Origin of the sequence: Polynucleobacter sp. SHI8 (assembly GCF_027944005.1) — a bacterium.
In the GTDB taxonomy this organism is placed as follows: domain Bacteria; phylum Pseudomonadota; class Gammaproteobacteria; order Burkholderiales; family Burkholderiaceae; genus Polynucleobacter.
The window spans coordinates 1,087,211-1,108,059 of the sequence record NZ_AP027204.1 but is presented as its reverse complement, the minus strand read 5'-3'; the positions used below and the strand labels follow the sequence as shown (position 1 = coordinate 1,108,059).

Below are 20,849 nucleotides of genomic sequence, written 5' to 3'. Positions count from 1 at the left end.
GTTGCTTTTAATCGACTTTGATGTGGGCTTTAGCAACAACCTCTTTCCAGACCCCTTGTTGTTGCGTAATCAGCGCGGCAAAATCTGCAGAAGGTCCACCGCCTATCACAGCATCTTCACTGGCGAAACGCTCAACTACTGCCGGCGATCTTAAAGCCTTATAAGTTTCTTCTTGAAGTTTTTTGACGATTCCTTCAGGGGTCTGTGCTGGAGCCATGATGCCGTACCATTGCACGGACTCAAATCCTTTGTAGCCTTGTTCCGCAACGGTTGGTAAATTAGGTAATGAGGGTATGCGTTGAGGTGTTCCAGTTGCAATTGCTCTTAATTTTCCACTTCGAATGTATTGCAATAAGGCAGGAGTTCCTGCAGAAAATACTTGTATTCTGCCGGCGAGTAAATCTGTAAGAGCTGGACCTGTTCCTTTATAAGGGATATGCAGTAACTCTATGCCTGTTGCTAATTTAAGATATTCCATTGCCAAATGACCAGCGCTGGCATTTCCTGCGGAGCCGTAATTTAATTTACCTGGATACTTTTTGGTGTATGCAACTAATTCTTTCAGATTATTTACGGGTAAGTCCGGATGAACCACAAATAAACTTGGTACTTTTGCAATTAATGTAACAGGTACAAAATCTCGATTCACATCATATCCAGTATTCGTAAAAATATAGGGATTGACCGCCATCGAGCCAACATGACCCAAAATGATGGTATGCCCATCGGGAGCTGATTTAGCAACTTCTAACATTGCTGGCACTCCGCCACCACCTGCTTTATTTTCAATCATCACTGGATAAGGCAATAACTTCGATAACTCCTGGGCTGTTAAGCGTGAAACAATATCCGAAGTACCCCCTGGTACAAAGGGTACGATAAAACGAATCGGCTTTTGTGGCCAATTCGTTTGAGCCAATGAATGATTGAACATTCCAGCACTGGCGGTTAAAAAGGAGGTTTTTAGTACGAGTCGTCGAATCTGGTTCATGGTTATATCTACTGGTTAATTTAAACAATACCTCTATAAGACCCACCATCAATCTGAATATTTTGCCCAGAAATAAATGAGGCTTGCTTACTACACAAATAAGCACACATATCGCCAAACTCTTCCGTCTTACCAAAGCGTTTTGCGGCAATGGTTAGTTCAATTTTTTTTCTTGCATCAGCAAAAGAAATGTTATCAATCTTCGCTTGTCGCTCTGTCATTTGGATTTGACGACCTGTGTCGATGCGTTCTGGCAATAAATTATTAATGGTCACATTGTCTTGCGCTACATCTCTAGAGATAGCTTTACAGACGGCTGTTAGAGCGGTTCTTGCTGCCGTAGATAAACCTTGATGAGGCAATGGTGACTTTACCATCGCAGAAGTAATATTGACGATACGGCCAAATTTTCTTTCGCGCATTCCAGGCAATACGCCACGAATCATCAGAACAGGTCCCAGCATATTCGCATCAAATGCTTCTAAATACTCATCCCTACCCCAATCAGCAAAGTTTCCTGGTTTTGGTCCTTCATTATTAGTCACCAAAATATCCGCATCAGGACATCCTGCTAGAAGGGCAAATCTTCCCTCCTCTGTCCGAATATCTCCCGCTACTCCATGGATTCGTACTCCTGTGGCTTGATAAATTTCTTCAATCGCCTGATCAATCGTCGCTTGAGTTCGTCCATTAATAGTGACTAAAACACCTTCTTTGGTAAGGGATAAGGCGCATGCTTTTCCAAGTCCTTTGGATGACGCACAAATAATTGCTTTTTTACCTTGTATGCCTAAATCCATTTTTTTGCTCCTTATTATTGCGCTCTATTTAAGAATATCTCTTACCAAACTAAATAAATGCTAGTCAGTATCTTAAAATTAGAAGTTCCAACCGTGACAAACATTTCAGGATTTACAAAGGCAGTCTAACGGGCATTCCAGTGGCAACAGCTTTTTCGATTGCTAATGTAGTTTCTAAATTTCTTCTAGCTTGCATTGGATTACAGTGCATAGTTGCCTGACCGGTGACTAATTGATCAAGCCAAGAACGTGTTTCGTTCCCTAAAGGCCCCCAAAAATCTCCACACGCCCAATCACCAGCAGTATTACTGCCTAAAAATGCCATGTTGACTGCATGATCAGGTACATAGGCATGAGGAATCCCTCTGTCAGAATACAGCAGATGATCCATGTGATCATCATCAATGATCATCGTTCCTTCAAGACCAAGTAACTCAAGTCGATCAGATTGACCAAGAGTTGGGTATTTTGCTGGTAAAGCATAGCTAATACCTAAATTAATGACTGCACCATCTGAAAAAGTCACAATGGCCCAAGTGACATCATCTGCTCCAAATCCTGCTTCCTTGAAGATTCCAGCTTGACCACGTGCAATAATTTCTACTGGATGGCATTGATCTTCCAATAACCAACACATTAAGTCCACATAGTAGGTCAGTACATCAACTACTGGAGTTGCATGCGGATCTCTTTTTAATATTGAAAACGCTTGTGAACGGGAGTTATACACGCGAGCCTGCCCACCAACAATTTTTCCTAAACGTTGATGGTTCATTTGTTCTTTGGCGCGAAGATAACACTCTTTGAATCGCCGACTGTATCCAATATGTAAACTTCCATTGGTTTCTTTTAAAACTTTCAACACTTTGTCAGCATCTTCTAAATTCATAGCCAAGGGCTTTTCAACAAGTACTGGTTTGCCTAACTCCAACGCTCGAATGATTGGTGCCACATGGTAATTTTCTGGTGTCGAAACAAAAACAGCATTTACCTGAGGATGTGATATCACGTCATCATTGTTAGACGTATAAAAGTCTGCTTGACATGTTTGGGCCAATTGCTTTGCTTTTGCTTCGTCTTGGTCAGATATGGCTAAAAAACCTACCGAGGGATGTTTGGATGCCAATCTAGCGCGTAAAGTACCAATCCTGCCAGAGCCTATAACTCCAATACCTAATGGTTTACCCATGATATGTCTCCTTTTTTTATAAGAAGATTTTACACTTACTTATGTATAAACGAGGTGAATTCCTAGTACCATCATTTTTGAATATAATGAATTCATCAAAATTAAAAAATACGGAGACATACGGTAGTTATCCTCAATAGATAACAACTTAGTGTGTTTGGTTTTACCAAAACATAAGGAGTGTTTATGAAGGTATTCATTGCATTATTTTTTGTAGTTCAAAGTCTTTTTATATCCGTAGGTCATGCGGCAGATCCTTATCCTACAAGACCTATTAAAATAATCGTACCACTTGCACCTGGAGCAACTGCTGATTTTCTAGCACGCAATCTTGCCGTCGAACTTTCTAAATCATTAGGTCAAACAGTCATTGTGGAAAACAAACCTGGTGGTAATCAAATAATTGGCAATAATGAAGTTGCAAAAGCTACTCCAGATGGCTATACGATTGGCTTAGGAATTAGTTCTTTAGTGATTAATCCGTATGTTTCCAAAAATATTCCCTTCGATGTCATGAAGGACCTGATACCGCTTGCGATGCTTGGCATCATGCCTGGTCTTATGACAGTTCATCCGAGTATTCCTGTAAAAACCTTCCCGGAATTTATCGCTTATGCAAAAGCAAATCCTGGTGTTTTAGCTTACGGTCAACCTGGTGGCTTATCTTCAGGACACTTAACGATGGAATACCTCAAGAAAGAGGCCGGTATTGATGTTTTAAGTGTTCCCTACAAAGGTGGTGGTCCTGCACTAACCGATTTTCTGGGGGGTAGATTCCAGGTCTTTATTAATAGTCCAACTGCAACAATTCCACATGTCAAATCTGGAGCGATTCGTGCTATTGCAACTACGGGCTCCAAAAGACCCCCCGCATTAGCAGATGTCCCAACGATTGCCGAGTCTGGATATCCTAATGTGGTTACCAACGAATGGTATGCATTATTCTTGCCTGCGAAAACTCCTCCAGCAATTGTGAATCAGTTAAATACTGAAATTGTCAAAATCATGAATAGTCCTGCCATGCTTAAAAAATTAAATGATATTGGCGCAGAGACATTTACCGACAACCCAGAACAATTCGCTAAATTTATTGCCAAAGAAAATCAATTCTGGGGCAAAGTCATTCAATCCCTCAACCTCAAACCTGAATAGAAAATAACTTATGTCCGTCATGTATTCTGATTTAAAAAATAAAATTGTCATCGTCACTGGAGGCTCAAAGGGTATTGGTTTTGCCATTGCCAGAGCTTTTGCCGCTCAAGGATGTGCAATTCGTCTTGTTGCAAGAGATTCAGTCTCGTTAGAAAAAGCCCATCAAGACCTTGTTCACGAGTTTGGTGTCGATGTTAAGTCAATGGCGGTCAATCTTTCTGACGACAAAAATATTGATTCACTCGCGCCGTTTTATGAGGATGCCGATATTTTGGTGAATTCTGCAGGTGCCATGGGTCGCGGAACTCTCAAAGATATCGATCCTGCAAAATTTCGTGATGCTTGGGAAGGTAAAGTCATGTCTACCATATTCCTTACACGAAGAATTTACCCATTTATGCAAAAGCGTCCTCATGGTGGGGTCATCATTAATATTATTGGTATTGCAGCTGATCGCCTCAATTTCAAATCAATTGGCACCAGTACTGCAAACGCAGCACTTGCCGCGTTTACGAAAGCGATGGGGTCAGAAAGTACAAACGACAATATTCGTATAGTCGGTATCCATCCTGGCTTAATCCGCACGCCTAGAACAGAGGTATTGGTTAACCCAACATCAGATGCCGACCGTAAAGCTTATGAAAATTTAATGAAAAACTTACCCTACGGCCGTATGGGCGAACCATCAGAAATTGCCAACCTCGCCCTCTTCCTTGCTTCAGAGCAAGCTGCTTATATTAGTGGTGAAGTCATGAGTGTGGATGGCGGCTCACGCTATAGATATTAATTCTTCTTATTAGGAAACCCTATGAAATATCGCTTACTTGGACCTACTGGTCTTTATGTTTCAGAACTCTGCTTAGGAACCATGACCTTTGGTAACCAAGGATTTTGGTCTGTCATGGGTGGACTCCAGCAAAAAGATGTCAATCAATTAGTTCAGACTGCTTATGATGAAGGTATTAATTTTATTGATACAGCCAATGTTTATTCATTTGGTGAGTCAGAATCTTTTTTGGGTCAAGCGATCAAAGACACGCGTATAACTAGAGATCAAATCGTTATTGCTACAAAATCAACTGGCATCATGGATGAAACTCCAAACGGTCGTGGTCAATCAAGATTCCATATTTTTAATGAGGTAGACGCTAGTCTCAAACGTCTTCAACTCGACTATATCGATTTATATCAAATACATGGCTTTGATCCTTTAACTCCTTTAGAAGAAACATTGGGTGCTTTAAATGATGTGGTTCGGAGTGGCAAGGTTCGTTATATTGGTCTTTGTAATATGGCTGCTTGGCAAATCATGAAATCACTGGGAATTTCTAGAGCAAAAAACTATAGTGAATTTATCAGTGTTCAAGCCTTCTATTCCATCGCTAGTCGTGATCTGGAGCGTGAGGTTTTCCCATTATTAAATGATCAAGGTTTGGGCTTGATGGTCTGGAGCCCTCTCGCTGGTGGCTTTTTATCTGGAAAATATCAACGTAACGTAAATGCTCCAGCAGGCTCTAGACGATCTGGAGAGTTTGATTTTCCGCCAATCAATAAAGATCGAGCCTACACCTGCATCGAAGCCATGGAACCAATCGCTAAAGCCCATGGTGTTTCAGTTGCCAGAGTTGCATTGGCTTGGGTTTTAGCTAAGAAAGAGGTTTCTTCAGTCATTATTGGTGCCAAAACAAAGGAACAACTGTTAGATAATGTCGAAGCTTCTTCTCTGGTTCTAAGCCCTGATGAAATCGCTCAACTTGACTCAATCAGTGCGATTCCTAAGGAATATCCTGGCTGGATGATCGATTTTCAAGCCGCTTACCGAGCAAATCCACCAGTAAAAGTAAAGTAAAACCTTAATTTATGTTAAATTAAGGCTTGGATGAAACAGGGGTGCTAATAGATGTCTATTGGCTGAGAAATACCCTTCACTCGAACCAGATAATGCTGGCGTGAGGAGTTTCAAAAATTGATCTCTGTTCATCCCAATGCATTGCTACGGAGATCAATCATGAATAAACCCCAAGAACTTACTTTAGGTAGCCTAGAACAAGACCTCGGTCAAAAGTTCGCCTATCCAGCATCTACTAAAAGATACCTCACTGGCTCTCGCCCAGATATTTTGGCACCGTATCGTGTGATTGAACAAACTGCTACCAAAACTTCAACAGGGGAATTACTAGAAAACCCCCCGATTCCTGTCTATGACACTTCAGGCCCTTACAGTGATCCCGAGGTAGTCATTAATTTAGAAGAAGGTTTACCAGTTCCAAGAAAACCTTGGATTATTGATCGAAATGATACGGTTGAACTCGCAGGCCCAACTTCCATATACGGAATAGCGCGTGCTCAAGATGCCAAAACGAAACATTTACGTTTTTCGCACATAGCCCCTCCTCGCGTTGCGAAGGAAGGTCACAATGTGAGTCAAATGCATTACGCAAAAAAAGGCATTATTACTCCTGAAATGGAATACGTTGCCCTGCGGGAATCTTTAAATCTGGCTAGTCTGCGCAAAGATCCTCGTTATCAACAAATCCTCAAACAACATCCTGGTCATTCCTATGGAGCCAATCTTCCTGAAGAGGTTACTGCAGAGTTTGTGCGTCAAGAAATTGCTGCTGGACGCGCTATTATCCCGGCCAATATCAATCATCCCGAATTAGAGCCAATGATTATCGGTCGTAACTTCCGTGTCAAAATCAATGGCAACTTAGGTAATTCCGCTGTCACGTCTTCCATCAATGAAGAAGTTGAAAAAATGATTTGGTCGATTCGTTGGGGCGCAGATACGATCATGGATTTATCTACTGGCGATAACATTCATGAAACCCGTGAATGGATAATTCGTAACTCCCCCGTTCCGATTGGTACGGTACCGATTTATCAAGCTTTAGATAAAGTGGGTGGTGTTGCTGAGGATCTCACTTGGGAAATTTTCAAAGATACGCTGATTGAACAGGCTGAGCAAGGTGTCGACTACTTTACGATCCATGCGGGTGTTTTACTCCGTTATGTCCCGCTAACAGCAGACCGCATAACAGGTATCGTTTCTCGTGGTGGATCAATTATGGCTAAGTGGTGTCTTGCACATCACAAAGAAAACTTCCTCTACACACACTTCAATGAAATCTGTGAAATCATGAATGCCTATGACGTTTCATTTAGTCTTGGCGATGGACTTCGCCCTGGTTGTATTGCTGACTCAAATGACGCAGCCCAATTTGGTGAACTTCGCACACTTGGCGAACTAACGCAAATTGCTTGGCAGCATGACGTACAAGTCATGATTGAAGGTCCTGGTCATGTGCCAATGCAACGCATCGAAGAAAACATGCATGAAGAACTCAAGCATTGTTTAGAAGCTCCCTTTTATACGCTTGGCCCTCTTATTACTGATATCGCTCCTGGCTATGATCACATTACCAGTGGCATTGGCGCTGCACAGATTGGTTGGTACGGTACTGCCATGTTATGTTATGTCACGCCTAAAGAGCACCTTGGTTTACCAAACAAAGAAGATGTTCGTGTGGGAATCATTACCTACAAAATTGCCGCTCATGGTGCAGACCTTGCTAAAGGTATGCCCGGTGCTCAGTTACGGGATAATGCCCTTTCCAAATCGCGCTTCGAGTTCCGCTGGGAAGATCAATTTAATCTTGGATTAGACCCTGAACGTGCGCGGGAATATCATGATGCAACTCTGCCCGCTGATGGCGCAAAAATTGCTCACTTCTGCTCGATGTGTGGTCCTAAATTTTGCTCAATGAAAATCACTCAAGAGGTACGTGATTACGCTGCTAATCAGGGAAATAATCCTCAAGAGGGTATGCAAGAGAAATCGATTGAATTCCGTAAAAAAGGTTCACAAATTTATCAATAAGCATCTAAGTGACTCCTTCTCGCAAAAACATCGCAATTCTGGGCGCTGGATTATTAGGTAGACTGCTTGCAGTTGAGTTAGCAAATGCAGGCTGCCAAGTCAGCGTCTATGACAAAAGTAGCCCTCAAAGTCCGCAGTCTGCGGCTTTTGTCGCTGCTGCTATGCTTGCCCCTCTTGCCGAATCTGTCAGTACCGAAGAGAGTATTGTGAGGATGGGTTACTACAGTTTAGTCCGCTGGCCGAAAATCCTTAAACTCCTAAAAGAGGATGTTTTCTTCCAACAAAATGGTTCATTGATTGTTTGGCACCAACAAGACGCTTCTAGTGCACAACACTTTAAAAACCAATTAAAAAAAACCACCGAATCCCTTACCCATTCGCACCTTGTGCAAAATCTCAACAAACTCGACTTAATCCAACTTGAGCCACAGTTAAGTCGTCAATTTGAGGAAGGTATTTTTCTACCGGAGGAAGGTCAGTTAGATAATCGGGAGCTATTGGATGGCCTCCTCAAAAAAGGTATTGAATTGGGAGTGCAATATCAATGGCAGTTCGCGGTTAATGTAGAGGAATTTCCTACAGATACGTTTGATCATGTGATTGACTGTAGAGGCTTAGGCGCAAAGTCCAATGTACCCGACTTAAGAGGGGTCCGCGGCGAAGTTATCCGTATCTATGCTCCCGAAGTAAAGCTTACTCGCCCTGTTCGTTTAATCCATCCTAAGTACCCAATTTATATTGCCCCAAAAAGAAATCATGTTTATGTGATTGGCGCGACAGAAATTGAATCTGAAGATGATTCACCGATGAGTGTGAGGTCTGCTCTAGAGCTACTGAGTGCTGCCTATACCGTTCATTCTGGATTTGCAGAGGCACGCATCCTAGAATCAGGCGCTCAGTGTCGACCTAGCTTTAAAAATAACTTACCCAAAATAATGCTTCACAAAGACCATCGTTTCATTCATGTCAATGGCTTATATCGTCATGGCTTTTTAATTGCGCCTGCCATCGTAGATCGTCTGTTAAACATTCTTCTAGAGGATAGAAATCCTTTAGCAAACCAATTAGATATTGAAATCCAAGACTTATCTTATGATCATATTTGTTAACCAAGTCCGCAGAGAACTTTCTGAGTCCATGCAACTTGATGAGTTACTTCATGAGTTACAACCAAAAAATCCTTTTGCGATTTCGATTAATTCTCAATTTATTGCAAAAGCACATTATGCGATGACCATGGTGCAAGAAAATGATTCCATCGAAATCATCTCACCGGTCACAGGAGGCTAATGATGTCCAATTTGAATGATTCTGGTTTTACTCTATACGGTCAGACTTTTTCAAGTCGACTTTTACTGGGAACTTCACGTTATCCGTCACCACAGATTTTGGAGGATGCTATTCAGATTGCGCAACCTGCCATGGTCACTGCTTCACTACGTCGTCAAGGTGCAAACCCTTCTGAGATCTCTAGTGGCTTTTGGGACCTGCTAAAAAAACTTCATATTCCTGTATTGCCCAACACGGCAGGTTGCCATCGACCCGAAGAGGTGATTCAGATTGCTCACATGGCCCGTGAGGTGTTTAATACTGACTGGCTTAAATTAGAATTAATCGGTGATGACTACACCCTGCAACCGGATACTTTGAATCTCGTCGAAACAGCCAAGATCTTAATAAAAGATGGTTTTAAAGTACTACCCTACTGTACGGAGGACTTAGTCGTTTGCCAACGTTTGGTTGATGTCGGTTGTGAAGCAATCATGCCTTGGGCGGCACCGATTGGCACTGGCATGGGGCCAAGTAATCCTTATGCATTACAAATTTTGCGTGAGCGTATCCAGGTTCCCATGATTGTGGACGCTGGCTTAGGACTGCCCTCTCACGCCACGCAAGTGATGGAGTGGGGATATGATGGGGTTTTACTCAACACTGCAGTTGCCTTAGCGCAAAATCCTACGCAAATGGCTCAGGCGTTTTCCTTAGCAGTCATTGCTGGACGACAAGCCTTTCATGCAGGTGCCATGCCCGCCAATCATATCGCTCAGCCAAGCACTCCAACTTTGGGTACCCCATTTTGGCATCAAAGTTAATGTCTCTTTTAAGTTCTAAAGAACGCATTCTCGCCGAGAAAATCCTTGAGGCACATCACGCGCTAAAAATTGAGCAAAGAGATACTGATCAACATATTGTATTGACAAGCGAGGACACGATCTATCGAATCGTCAAAGTCGCTTGCTTTGAACTAGGGTTTATTCAGCAAGATGCTGAACTAATTGCAAAGGCTTGGTCAAAGCAATCATCAAAATCGTCCTTCGATCCTGAAAAGTGGCCTGGTGATCTGCAAGATTTTGATCGCCATCCCAACCGTTTGTCGCCATTTGCTAACTGTCCTCAACAATTAGGCCTGTATGTTGTAGCACCCACCGCAGAATGGGTGGCTAAACTAGCTCAAGCAGGTGTCAAAACGATTCAGCTACGTTTTAAATCATCGAGTGAAGAACTCATCTATGAAGAGGTTCAAGCGGCAGTTAAGAGTGTTCAAGGTTACCCTTGCCATCTTTTTATCAACGATCATTGGCAAGCTGCGATCAAATACAAGGCTTATGGGGTTCACCTCGGTCAAGAAGATCTCAGTAGCGCAGATTTTGACGTCATCGCGTCGGCGGGATTGCGATTAGGTATTAGTACTCACGGATACGCTGAAATGCTTCGGGCTATTGCTTATCACCCTAGTTATATCGCCTTAGGAGCCATTTTTCCAACCACATTAAAAGCGATGGAGACAGCACCCCAAGGTATTGGGAGATTGCGCCAATATGCCAAACTACTCAAAGATTATTCTTTAGTTGGTATTGGCGGTGTTGACGCAAGTAATATGCGTGAGGTTATTGACTGTCAAGTGGGTTCTGTTGCAGTAGTTCGTGCCGTCATTCAAGCGCAAGACTACGCATCAGCAATTGCACAACTGCAGTCTTATTTTGTGTCTAATTGAGGATACTGCTCATAAGCATGCCAAATGGGACCAGATCCCAAAGTCATTGTTAGTTGCGATCCATGTAATAAAGCTTGTTGCACGAACTCTATAGCAACATCCACCGCTTCCTCAAGAGAAAGTCCACCACCTAAACCACAAGCAATGGCACTCGACAAACTACAGCCCGTTCCATGGGTATTTTTAGTTATCACTTTAGGATGGGGAAAATGCCTAATTTGCAAATTCTCTCCTTGAAGATAAACCAAAACATCATCAAGAGAATCCGTATTTTCCAGATGACCACCTTTTAATAAGACGGCCTTTGGTCCGAGCTGCAGTAAATCAACAGCAGCTTGCTCCATTTGATCGATTGTTTTGATTTGGCGACCTAAAAAAATACTTGCTTCATATAAATTGGGCGTTATAAGGCTCACAATCGGAAACAATTCCGCCACCATCGCTTGAGCGGTCGATTTATCCCCAAGCGCAGCACCTGAGGTAGCTACAAGAACAGGATCTAAAACCGTATGGCTCAAGTTATATTTTGTAATTGCCTGAGCAACACAGTGCACCATTTCTATACTACCGAGCATTCCTATTTTGACAGCTCCCACGCCAAAATCAGCTGTTACTGCATGTATTTGAGTATCCACAGATTGACAACTGAGATGTTCAATCCAGTGAACACCTAATGAGTTTTGAGAGGTTACTGCGGTGATTGCAGTCATCCCAAAAGCACCAAAGGCAGACATCGTTTTTAAGTCCGCTTGTATGCCTGCTCCACCACCACTATCGGAGCCGGCAATCGATAAAATATGAGGTATTCGGTTTGTCATGATTTTCCAATACATTGAAGTTATGTAGCAAAGAAGGTATTACAATCATACCAAAGTGTTTTTAGATAAAGGTATAAATTATGCGTTCTCATCTATTCAAAAAAGTAAGCAGCTTTTTTCTTCTAGTTATGTTGTTATTTATGACTGCTTTCATTCAGTCATTTTCATTTGCTCAAGAAAAATGGCCTTCAAAAACCATCACGATGGTCGTGCCTTTTCCCCCAGGTGGTGTTGCCGATACTGTTGCAAGGCCCGTTGCTGAGGCAATGAGTCGCCAATTAGGTCAACCAGTCATTATTGAAAATAAAGCAGGTGCTGGCGGTGGTGTCGGAATGGCATACGTAGCAAAAGCTAAACCTGATGGCTACACCATCTTGATGACTCTCTCTTCTATTTCCATTATTCCTGAAGCGGATAAAATTTTAGGTAAAGATATTTCTTATCAAATTAATCAATTTAAGCCGATTGCTAGATTTACAGCCGACCCAACGGTTTTAGTTGTGCGTGCCGATAGTCCCTGGATGACTTATGATCAGTTTTTGGCTGATATGAAGAAAAATCCCGGTAAATACAATTTCGGATCATCCGGTAATTACGGAACTATGCACATCCCAATGGAAATGATTAAGCTCAGCGATCATTTCGAGATGAAACATATTCCTTACACAGGAGCAGGTCCTGCAATTGTTGGCTTATTAGGTGGGCAAGTAGATGCAATTGCGACAGGCCCTGCTTCGATTGTGCAACAAATTAAAGCCGGAAAAGTTCGTGCACTAGCTCATTGGGGTAATACGAAACTCAATAGCCTACCGGATGTCAAAAGTTTTAAAGACTTAGGCAAACCTGTTGAGTTTGCACAGTGGTCAGGGTTATTTGTGCCAGCAGGTGTTTCCCCAGAAATAACGGATCGACTTCGTGAGGTAGCTAAGCTAGCGGCTAATGACGAAAAGGTGAAAATCGTGCTCGAAGGTGCTGGCTCTCCGATTCAATATCTTGACGCACCTGCCTTCCAAACCTACTGGAATACCGATGCTAAAAAAATGGCTGATATTGTCAAATCCATTGGTAAAGTCGAATAAATTTGATGCATCCCACCATTGGAGCTCTCCCTTTTGAAAAAGGTTTTTTAGAGCTCGGGCCTGAGTTTTCTACCCGCTTACAACCAACCCCACTACCTCAACCCAGTTGGGTCGTCACGTCCCCTGAATTGGCATCTACAATCGGACTTGATGCAAGGTTTATCGAGGATCAAGAGTCTTTAAACATTCTGATGGGTAATACTGTTCCAGATGGTATTCACCCTTTTGCAAGTGTCTACTCTGGCCACCAATTCGGTGTTTGGGCGGGACAATTAGGGGATGGTCGTGCCATTTCTCTTGGCCAAATTACCCATCAAGATAAGATCTGGGAAATCCAACTCAAAGGTGCAGGGCCAACTCCTTATTCAAGAATGGGTGATGGTCGCTCCGTGCTCAGATCTTCTATTCGTGAATTTTTATGTTCTGAGGCAATGCACCATTTAGGTATCCCAACGACAAGGGCTCTTGCCATCACTTCTTCGACGGCTCCAGTGTTAAGAGAGTCGCTAGAAACTGCTGCAGTTGTGACGCGTATTGCTCCTAGCTTCATTCGCTTCGGACATTTTGAACATTTTGCTGCGAATGGTCTTCATGAACAATTACAAGTCCTTTGCAACCATGTCATTGAGCATCACTATTCACATCTTCTCAAAAGTGATCTGCCTTACCTTGTTTTATTTAAAGAAGTACTCGAACGATCTGCGCACTTGGTTGCCCAGTGGCAATCAGTAGGCTTTTGCCATGGAGTTTTAAATACCGATAATATGTCAATCCTAGGACTGACATTAGATTATGGACCGTTTGGTTTTATGGATAAGTTCTCGATGAACCATATCTGTAATCATACGGACTCTCAAGGCAGGTACTCATTTGCTAATCAACCATCGGTCTTTTATTGGAATCTCGTACGACTTGCCCAAGCTTTACTCCCCGTCATTGCTCATAACGAGAGTGATGAGGCTATGGAGCAAGCGATTGAACAGATTAAACCCATACTTTCCACCTTTTCGGATATCTATCAACAACATTACCGTCAGTTGATGTCTAAAAAATTAGGTTTCCAAGGCTCAGTTGGGCATCAGTCAAACGAACTCATTCAAGAACTCATCAAGATCTTGGATCACAATCGTGTAGACTACACCTTCTTTTTTAGAAATTTGACGAAGGTCATTCTTCAACCAAACAATCCCATTTTGAAAGACCTCATCATTGATAGAAATGCTTTCGATCAATGGTTGCAAAATTACTTGAACTATTTACATACTTTCAACATACCTTTATCAGATATCGCTACACAAATGAATCAAGTGAACCCTAAATATATTTTGCGCCAGCACCTCGCACAAAATGCGATTGCACTATCACAAAGCGGGGATCACTCATTAACTCAAGCTTTACAACGATGCCTCGTTCATCCGTTTGATGAACAACCGGAGTTTGAAGACTTTGCCAAGCTTCCGCCAGAGTGGGCTGAACATCTTGAAGTTTCTTGTTCTTCTTAAGGAATCCACATATGCATGATGATGACGATTTAGAAGAAGACTTCGGCCCTAGTAAATCTGAGGTCAAACGTCAAATGCTTGCAAGGCAGGATTTGGCAAAAACCTTATCTGAATTAAGTAGTGATGCCATCAAATCTTTACCGGTTGATGATCGACTCAAAGAAAAACTCCTAGAAACTGAAAAAATCAAAACCTTCGGTGCCATCAAGCGACATACTTTATTCCTTGGCAAATTAATGCGCGCTTATGATGATGAGGAAATTGCCGCTATTCAGGAGCGTCTAGACGCAATTCAAGGAGTAAATAAAGTAGAGATTGCCAAATTTCATTTTCTGGAACGCTTACGTGATGAACTTGTACAAAGTGATGATCGTTTAACGCAATTTATCAAAGATCATCCCCAAATTGATGTGCAAACGCTAAGAACCTTGATTCGTAATGCGCGTAAAGAAAAAGAACAAAATAAACCACCCAAATCCTTCCGTGAAATTTTTCAGGTGTTAAAGACGCTCGATTTGTGAGTCCGCAAAGTAAATGCCATCGTCTTTGACAATGATCGGTACCGTAATTAACTTGGATCCCTTTGGGCATGGCCCACGCAGGCATTGACCACTTTGCGGATCATACACAGCATAATGAGTTGCACAAATCAGGTGCTGTTGCTCTTCATCAAAAATTTCACCAGGATTCCAATCTAATTCCATCGCGACGTGAGCACAACGATTGAGATAAGCAAAATAGTGATGTTCATATTGAATGATAAAAGCAGGAAGGTAATCATCCGGATCGGCATTCATACCTGGAAAAGATTTGATTTCACCACAGAGCACTTGAAAACGAAAAGCACGTCCACCAGATGATAATTTACTCTGAGGACAAATGATTTGTCCTTTTTTTACTATAGGGTCAGATGGTGGAAGCAAACTAGTATTCATTAAAGATATAAAATAAGTATTCGATTAACCAATTTAAAATTACAACGATGACAAAACAAATTATCCCTTATCAGCCGATTGATCTTGTTGAACCTAAAGCAATTGTTGATGCCGTTCGTGCAAGACGTGGCGGTACATTACTCAATCTTGACCGCATGTTACTCAATAGCCCCAATCTTACACGTGGCTGGAATGCACTCTTAAAAGAAGTTCGGGAAAATCTTTCTCTCGATGCACGTTATAAAGAAATTGGAATGTGCGGTGTTGCGATTTTAAATCGTGCAGAATATGAGTTTTTTCATCATGCCCCAGAGCTCCTTAAAGCAGGTGGGACTCAAGAACAAGTCAATGAATTACGCAAAATCGGAACGGATGCTTTTAACTCTTCTTTATTTAGCGCCATTGAGCAAGATGTGATTGCCCTAACTTTAGCCATGACAAGAGAAATAGAAGTTCCTGAAGAGATTATGGAGCGCTTAACAAAGTCTCTTGGTAACCAAGCGACCGTAGAAATGGTTGCAGTCGTTGCAACCTACAATATGGTATCCAGGTTCTTAATTGCGACTGGCATTGCACCTGAAAATCATTAATTGATCACTTCTTGTACAAAATAAAGATATTTTCGAGTATCCAAGAAATTTCAAGTATTGCTTGGAATTCTTTAATTACTCAACCACATGCATCGCCTTTTATTCGTCATGAATATTTACTAGCGATGGAGGAAAGTGGCAGTGTTAGCCCCAGCACTGGTTGGACACCCTGCCACTTCACCATTTGGGATGAGATGGGTCAGCAACTCCTTGGAGCTATGCCCTTTTATTTAAAATCTCACTCCTATGGTGAGTATGTGTTTGACTGGGCATGGGCAAATGCCTACAAAGAACATGGCTCACCCTACTACCCTAAACTATTGAGCGCAATACCATTTACTCCAGTAGGTGGTTCTAGAATCTTAGGGTCTGACCAAGTCGTCAATGGTCACTTACTGCAGGCGATTCTTGATTTTGCCAAGGCAAAAGAGATTTCAAGTGTACATATCTTGTTTCCGCCACAAGAAGATGAGAAATCTTTTACTGATCTTGGGTTTTTAAGGCGTGAGTCAATTCAATTTCACTGGCAAAATCAGTCACTTGATCGACCTGGAGAGTTCTTGCATGATTTTGAGGAGTTCTTGTATACCCTAAATAAAAAGCGCCGCAACAATATTATTCGGGAAAGACAATCTGTCATCGATGCTGGGGTCAGTTTTACCCACATACCTGGTGCAGAAATGACCGAGGCTGATTGGGATTTCTTTTATGATTGCTATGCTGCGAATTACTTCAATCATGGTAACGCACCCTATCTGAATCGTGAATTCTTTTCCCGCATCGGCAAAACAATGCCTGAATATATTCATCTAATATTTGCCAATTTAGGGGATAAAGCTATTGCAAGCTCCATGATTTTCAGAAATCGTGATGCCAACTTTCAGGAACGCGCTTATGGTCGATATTGGGGGGCAATTCAAGGGGTTAAAAACCTACATTTTGAAACAGCTTATTATCAAAATATTGAATTTTGTATCCGTGAAAAAATCGCAGTTTTTGAGGGTGGAGCTCAGGGGGAACATAAAATTCACAGAGGTTTAATCCCCGTCAACTTATATTCGATGCATTATTTGGTCGATGAACGCTTTTATGATGCTGTTCAACAATTCCTAAAAAGGGAAGGAATGTCGATGTATCGCTACATCGACGAACTTTCAGATCATCACCCAATCAAACAATCTTCTTGATGATTACTGATGGTTGGAATTGACGTAATCAAAAATCAACTTTTCTACTTCGTATAAATTACTCGGATTTTGACTTTTAACAAAAGCCTCACATTTACTTTGACTTGATAAAAAATCAAAAGTTTTAGAAATTTGATGGATAAATTTGCTCATGGTACATTCCTTATTGGGGTTAACACCTAAGTATTATCCCTTATCTAAGAAAATATTGCACAGCAACAAATCAAAGTCAGTAAGCAATACTGATCAAAGAATATAGTCCATTGATTTATATAGATTTTTTAAGAAGCCGGCTATTTTTTGGCAGATTAGCTGCCAAAAATTCCATTTGATCTGCCAAGATATTTCTTCCTTTAAGAATCATATCTTCGTACAAACTAGGTATGTAGGGGGCATAAATTAAGGACATACCTGCTTTTTCAGGAGATCGATTTCCTTTTTTCTGATTGCACTCGCGGCAAGAGATGACTAGGTTCATCCAGGAGTAATCGCCTCCTCGACTGGCTGGGGTTATGTGCTCTGCTTCTGCATCAACTTCAGAAATCTTGTGAGCACAGTAGGCGCATACGCCTTGATCGCGACGATACAACTTACTCTTTGTAATAGCCGGAGTTACATCAAATAAATTAATTCTGGAGGAGCCTTTAGTGGCAATGATCGAGTGAAGTTCGATGATGGACTGTTTACCAGATTGGCGGGAAATTCCTCCCCGCATCACCGCAATCGGTTTACCTAAAGTCCAAGCTATACTTCCTTCTGCATAGTGCTTGGTAGCTTCCTCAGCATTTACCCAACTTTGAGGGATACCACCAACGTCTAGCTTCAATATATGGAGCACGTTTTCCTCAGTTTCTTTTACACTTTGAATTCAACTACACTTTTATATAGTACTCAATATTGAATGACAGTGCTGAAAAGATTTCAAAGTGTGGCAAATCTGCAATTACCTTCCACCGATTTTGAGTTCCTTAAAGACATGTTGATGTTCTCTAGGTAAGCAACGCCAATATTGTTCAACCGCTTCAACCTGCCCGCCAAGAGCTGCTGCAGCCTCCCAACCCCAACGTGGTTTGTATAGGAACGCTCTGGCAAATGCGACTAGATCAGCTTGACCTTGTTCAATAATCGCCTCTGCTTGCAAAGGCTCAGTAATCATCCCAACAGCAATGGTAGGCAAGCCAGTTTTTTCTTTAACCAATTGAGCAAATGGTACTTGATAACCTGGCCCTACAGGGATTTTTTGTCCCGCAGCAACTCCACCACTCGAGACATGAATATAAGAGATTTGATATTCTTTTAAACGCTCTGCGAACACAACGGTTTCTTCAGGTGTAAAACCACCATCAACCCAATCGGATGCAGATACCCGCATACCAATTACCCCATCATAGACAGCTCGAACTGCTGCAGTGATCTCTAAGGGAAACCGCATCCTATTTTCTAGAGAACCACCATATTCGTCAGTGCGATGATTCGCTACTGGTGATAAAAATTGATGTAATAAATATCCATGCGCGCCGTGCAGTTCAATAAAATCAACGCCTGCTCGTTGCGCTCTTTGTGCTGCCTTCGCAAATGCTTGTTTAATATCCTCTATACCTTTTTTATCTAATGACTCTGGTGGATGTTCATGAGGAAGGTGAGGAACATCAGAGGGGCCCAAAGTTTGCCAACCCATGGGGTCGGATGGCGGAATAGATGCACCACTTTGAGAAGGTATATGACTGGAAGCTTTTCTTCCGGCATGAGCTAATTGAATCCCCACTAGGGTCCGAGGCGCAAGTGCCCTGGCTCTTTTTAAGTTATCCGTTAAAGCTGCTTCACAAGCATCATTCCACAAACCTAAACAACGCGGAGTGATTCTGCCAACATCGGTCACTCCTGTCGCCTCAATAATGAAGGCCGCTGCACCACTATTCATCAAATTAGTCCAATGGGTCAAATGCCAATCATTGGCAAGACCATCATGGGATGAATATTGACACATAGGAGCTACAACCATACGATTTGGAAGTGTAAGGCCGCCGTTGGGTGCAGGAAGATGATAGGGTGAGAATAATTGGCTCATATTTTCTATATTTGTTAATTAAATTGACTTATTGTATCTCGAAGAATTAACACAACAATGCAATCCTTTTTGAAAAGATATAGAATAAACCATGAATATCAAATTACCCCTTATTCCCAGTTCCGAAATCACCCCACAACCGGTGTTTGAAAAAAGACGCGAGCTTATGAAACTTGCTGCGGGTGGTGCTTTAGGACTAGAAATGAGCTCTTGGTTTTCTCGTGACGCTTTGGCTCAAACCAAGATGACCGCACCTCTCAATCCTTCATATAACTTGATGGAAAGAAAAACATCTCTAAACGATGTCACTAGCTACAATAATTTTTATGAATTTGGTACTGATAAATCTGACCCCGCAGCTTATGCCTCAAACCTTGTCACTAGTCCTTGGAAGGTAAGTGTCGAAGGACTAGTAGGCAAACCTCGCGTCTTTGACATCGATGATTTACTGAAACTCGCTCCCCTCGAAGAACGTGTTTATAGAATGCGGTGTGTGGAAGGTTGGTCCATGGTCATTCCTTGGATTGGCTACTCCTTAAGCAATCTACTAAAACAGGTCAATCCATTAGGCTCTGCAAAATATGTTGAATTTGTCTCCTTGGCAGATAAAAAACAAATGCGTGGTGTCAATAGCGATATTCTTCAATGGCCATATGTTGAAGGCTTGCGTTTGGATGAGGCAAATCATCCGCTCACCCTCCTGACCCTTGGTCTTTATGGACAAACTTTACCGAAGCAAAGTGGTGCGCCGGTTCGCATGGTGATTCCTTGGAAATATGGCTTTAAAAGTGGTAAATCAATCGTCAAGATTAAATTAGTTGAAAAGCAACCTGCTACCAGTTGGAATATAGCCAATCCTAGCGAATATGGCTTTTATTCGAATGTTAATCCCGAGGTAGACCACCCACGCTGGTCACAAGCTAGCGAAAGACGTATTAGCGATGATAAAAGTATCTTCTCGCCAAAAATTAAAACTCTAAAATTTAATGGTTACGGCGATCAAGTTGCCTCTTTATATGCCGGCATGGACCTTAAAAAACTCTATTAAGGACTTTGGTAAACCCATTGTTTTTTTTCTCGCGCTCACGCCATTCATAAGACTCATCTGGTTTGGATTTCATGATGGGTTAACAGCCAATCCAATTGAGTTCATCACTCGATTTACAGGTACTTGGGCGATTGTAATGCTGTGCATTACTCTAGCCGTTACTCCACTGCGCATCACTTTTGGCTGGAACTGGCTTTTAAAATATCGCCGAATGCTAGGCTTATTTTGTTTTTTTTATGCCTTATTACATTTTTTGACTTGGTCAGTCATCGATCAACAACTAGACCTTCAAGCTATTTACCAAGATTTTTTTAAACGTACTTTTATTACTCTTGGACTCATCGCTTTTATTGGCTTAATCCCTCTTGCCCTTACGTCAACCAAAGGAATGCAAAAACGACTCGGTCGCAATTGGTCCAAACTTCATGAATTGATTTATCCCATTGCCATCTTCGTCGTTCTCCACTACTACATTCATAAAGCCGGTAAAAATAATTTTGGCGAAGTACGTATTTATATTGCCATTCTTGGAGCCCTTCTCACTTGGCGACTTACGCGGTGGCTTTTAAAAAAATATAGGCTTAAAACTTGAGGCCTTTATGTCATTTTTATGGC

Annotated in this window: 23 protein-coding genes and 1 riboswitch; of the genes, 15 read left to right on the top strand and 8 right to left on the bottom strand. The window is 41.9% G+C overall.

Annotation, left to right across the window (positions count from 1 at the left end; genetic code table 11):
- Nucleotides 1-7: 7 nt before the first annotated feature.
- The 3 genes from QMN06_RS05605 to QMN06_RS05595 form a co-directional block, all read right to left on the bottom strand.
- Entirely contained in the window at nucleotides 8-991 is a 984-nt protein-coding gene (locus QMN06_RS05605) for a tripartite tricarboxylate transporter substrate binding protein (protein WP_281971556.1), read from the bottom strand.
- Nucleotides 992-1,011: 20 nt separating this feature from the next.
- Entirely contained in the window at nucleotides 1,012-1,791 is a 780-nt protein-coding gene (locus tag QMN06_RS05600; RefSeq protein WP_281971554.1) for an SDR family oxidoreductase, read from the bottom strand.
- 112 nt (nucleotides 1,792-1,903) lie between these two features.
- Nucleotides 1,904-2,980 carry a Gfo/Idh/MocA family oxidoreductase gene (locus QMN06_RS05595; RefSeq protein WP_281971553.1) on the bottom strand — a complete coding sequence of 359 codons (1,077 nt, stop codon included), beginning with the start codon at nucleotides 2,978-2,980 and terminating at the stop codon, nucleotides 1,904-1,906.
- 186 nt (nucleotides 2,981-3,166) lie between these two features.
- Between QMN06_RS05595 and QMN06_RS05590 the strand changes: the two genes are divergently transcribed.
- The 8 genes from QMN06_RS05590 to thiE all read left to right on the top strand — a co-directional run bounded on the left by QMN06_RS05590 (nucleotide 3,167) and on the right by thiE (nucleotide 11,007).
- The gene (locus QMN06_RS05590) at nucleotides 3,167-4,132 is read left to right on the top strand and encodes a tripartite tricarboxylate transporter substrate binding protein (protein ID WP_281971552.1); all 966 of its coding nucleotides are present in this window, start codon (nucleotides 3,167-3,169) and stop codon (nucleotides 4,130-4,132) included.
- A gap of 10 nt (nucleotides 4,133-4,142) precedes the next feature.
- Entirely contained in the window at nucleotides 4,143-4,919 is a 777-nt protein-coding gene (locus QMN06_RS05585) for a short-chain dehydrogenase/reductase (RefSeq protein WP_281971551.1), read from the top strand.
- 21 nt (nucleotides 4,920-4,940) lie between these two features.
- Nucleotides 4,941-5,981, top strand: a complete 1,041-nt coding sequence (locus QMN06_RS05580; protein ID WP_281971550.1) for an aldo/keto reductase — start codon at nucleotides 4,941-4,943, stop codon at nucleotides 5,979-5,981.
- Between the two features lie 27 nt (nucleotides 5,982-6,008).
- Nucleotides 6,009-6,105, top strand: a riboswitch (TPP riboswitch).
- Between the two features lie 35 nt (nucleotides 6,106-6,140).
- Entirely contained in the window at nucleotides 6,141-8,012 is a 1,872-nt protein-coding gene (gene thiC, locus QMN06_RS05575; RefSeq protein ID WP_281971549.1) for a phosphomethylpyrimidine synthase ThiC, read from the top strand.
- 8 nt (nucleotides 8,013-8,020) lie between these two features.
- Nucleotides 8,021-9,121 carry an FAD-dependent oxidoreductase gene (locus QMN06_RS05570; RefSeq protein WP_281971548.1) on the top strand — a complete coding sequence of 367 codons (1,101 nt, stop codon included), beginning with the start codon at nucleotides 8,021-8,023 and terminating at the stop codon, nucleotides 9,119-9,121.
- On the top strand, nucleotides 9,105-9,302 hold the full coding sequence (gene thiS / locus QMN06_RS05565) for a sulfur carrier protein ThiS (protein ID WP_281971547.1): 198 nt from the start codon (nucleotides 9,105-9,107) through the stop codon (nucleotides 9,300-9,302). The genes QMN06_RS05570 and thiS overlap by 17 nt, the downstream gene beginning before the upstream one ends.
- Nucleotides 9,302-10,105: a thiazole synthase gene (locus QMN06_RS05560; RefSeq protein WP_281971546.1), complete on the top strand. Its 804-nt coding sequence runs from the start codon at nucleotides 9,302-9,304 to the stop codon at nucleotides 10,103-10,105. Before thiS ends, QMN06_RS05560 begins: the two co-directional genes overlap by 1 nt.
- Entirely contained in the window at nucleotides 10,090-11,007 is a 918-nt protein-coding gene (gene thiE / locus QMN06_RS05555; protein ID WP_281971545.1) for a thiamine phosphate synthase, read from the top strand. The genes QMN06_RS05560 and thiE overlap by 16 nt, the downstream gene beginning before the upstream one ends.
- Here thiE and thiD read toward each other — a convergent pair.
- Nucleotides 10,989-11,825 carry a bifunctional hydroxymethylpyrimidine kinase/phosphomethylpyrimidine kinase gene (thiD, locus tag QMN06_RS05550; RefSeq protein WP_281971544.1) on the bottom strand — a complete coding sequence of 279 codons (837 nt, stop codon included), beginning with the start codon at nucleotides 11,823-11,825 and terminating at the stop codon, nucleotides 10,989-10,991. The genes thiE and thiD overlap by 19 nt on opposite strands.
- A gap of 140 nt (nucleotides 11,826-11,965) precedes the next feature.
- On the opposite strand from thiD, the gene QMN06_RS05545 reads away from it, so the two are divergent.
- The 3 genes from QMN06_RS05545 to yjgA are packed head-to-tail and all read left to right on the top strand — an operon-like array spanning nucleotide 11,966 to nucleotide 14,927.
- A complete protein-coding gene (locus QMN06_RS05545; RefSeq protein WP_281971543.1) occupies nucleotides 11,966-12,904 on the top strand; it encodes a tripartite tricarboxylate transporter substrate binding protein in 939 nt (312 codons plus the stop codon).
- A gap of 5 nt (nucleotides 12,905-12,909) precedes the next feature.
- Entirely contained in the window at nucleotides 12,910-14,406 is a 1,497-nt protein-coding gene (locus QMN06_RS05540; protein ID WP_281971542.1) for a protein adenylyltransferase SelO, read from the top strand.
- Nucleotides 14,407-14,417: 11 nt separating this feature from the next.
- A complete protein-coding gene (gene yjgA, locus QMN06_RS05535) occupies nucleotides 14,418-14,927 on the top strand; it encodes a ribosome biogenesis factor YjgA (RefSeq protein ID WP_281971541.1) in 510 nt (169 codons plus the stop codon).
- Here the strand turns inward: yjgA and QMN06_RS05530 are convergent.
- Nucleotides 14,907-15,329: a Rieske 2Fe-2S domain-containing protein gene (locus QMN06_RS05530; protein ID WP_281971540.1), complete on the bottom strand. Its 423-nt coding sequence runs from the start codon at nucleotides 15,327-15,329 to the stop codon at nucleotides 14,907-14,909. The genes yjgA and QMN06_RS05530 overlap by 21 nt on opposite strands.
- Before the next feature lie 59 nt (nucleotides 15,330-15,388).
- Here QMN06_RS05530 and QMN06_RS05525 point away from each other — a divergent pair, with 59 nt between their 5' ends.
- Nucleotides 15,389-15,931 (top strand): carboxymuconolactone decarboxylase family protein, encoded by a 543-nt coding sequence (locus tag QMN06_RS05525; protein WP_281971539.1) that lies wholly within the window; start codon nucleotides 15,389-15,391, stop codon nucleotides 15,929-15,931.
- An 11-nt stretch (nucleotides 15,932-15,942) separates the two neighbouring features.
- Nucleotides 15,943-17,118, top strand: a complete 1,176-nt coding sequence (locus tag QMN06_RS05520; protein ID WP_281971538.1) for a GNAT family N-acetyltransferase — start codon at nucleotides 15,943-15,945, stop codon at nucleotides 17,116-17,118.
- 3 nt (nucleotides 17,119-17,121) lie between these two features.
- Here QMN06_RS05520 and QMN06_RS05515 read toward each other — a convergent pair whose 3' ends face one another.
- The 3 genes from QMN06_RS05515 to QMN06_RS05505 form a co-directional block, all read right to left on the bottom strand.
- On the bottom strand, nucleotides 17,122-17,271 hold the full coding sequence (locus QMN06_RS05515; protein WP_281971537.1) for a hypothetical protein: 150 nt from the start codon (nucleotides 17,269-17,271) through the stop codon (nucleotides 17,122-17,124).
- 115 nt (nucleotides 17,272-17,386) lie between these two features.
- Nucleotides 17,387-17,956 (bottom strand): HNH endonuclease, encoded by a 570-nt coding sequence (locus tag QMN06_RS05510; RefSeq protein ID WP_281971536.1) that lies wholly within the window; start codon nucleotides 17,954-17,956, stop codon nucleotides 17,387-17,389.
- 105 nt (nucleotides 17,957-18,061) lie between these two features.
- Entirely contained in the window at nucleotides 18,062-19,186 is a 1,125-nt protein-coding gene (locus QMN06_RS05505) for an NADH:flavin oxidoreductase/NADH oxidase (RefSeq protein WP_281971534.1), read from the bottom strand.
- Between the two features lie 91 nt (nucleotides 19,187-19,277).
- On the opposite strand from QMN06_RS05505, the gene msrP reads away from it, so the two are divergent.
- Nucleotides 19,278-20,234 (top strand): protein-methionine-sulfoxide reductase catalytic subunit MsrP, encoded by a 957-nt coding sequence (msrP, locus tag QMN06_RS05500; protein ID WP_281971533.1) that lies wholly within the window; start codon nucleotides 19,278-19,280, stop codon nucleotides 20,232-20,234.
- Nucleotides 20,203-20,826: a protein-methionine-sulfoxide reductase heme-binding subunit MsrQ gene (locus QMN06_RS05495; RefSeq protein WP_281971532.1), complete on the top strand. Its 624-nt coding sequence runs from the start codon at nucleotides 20,203-20,205 to the stop codon at nucleotides 20,824-20,826. The genes msrP and QMN06_RS05495 overlap by 32 nt, the downstream gene beginning before the upstream one ends.
- The last annotated feature ends 23 nt before the right edge of the window (nucleotides 20,827-20,849 follow it).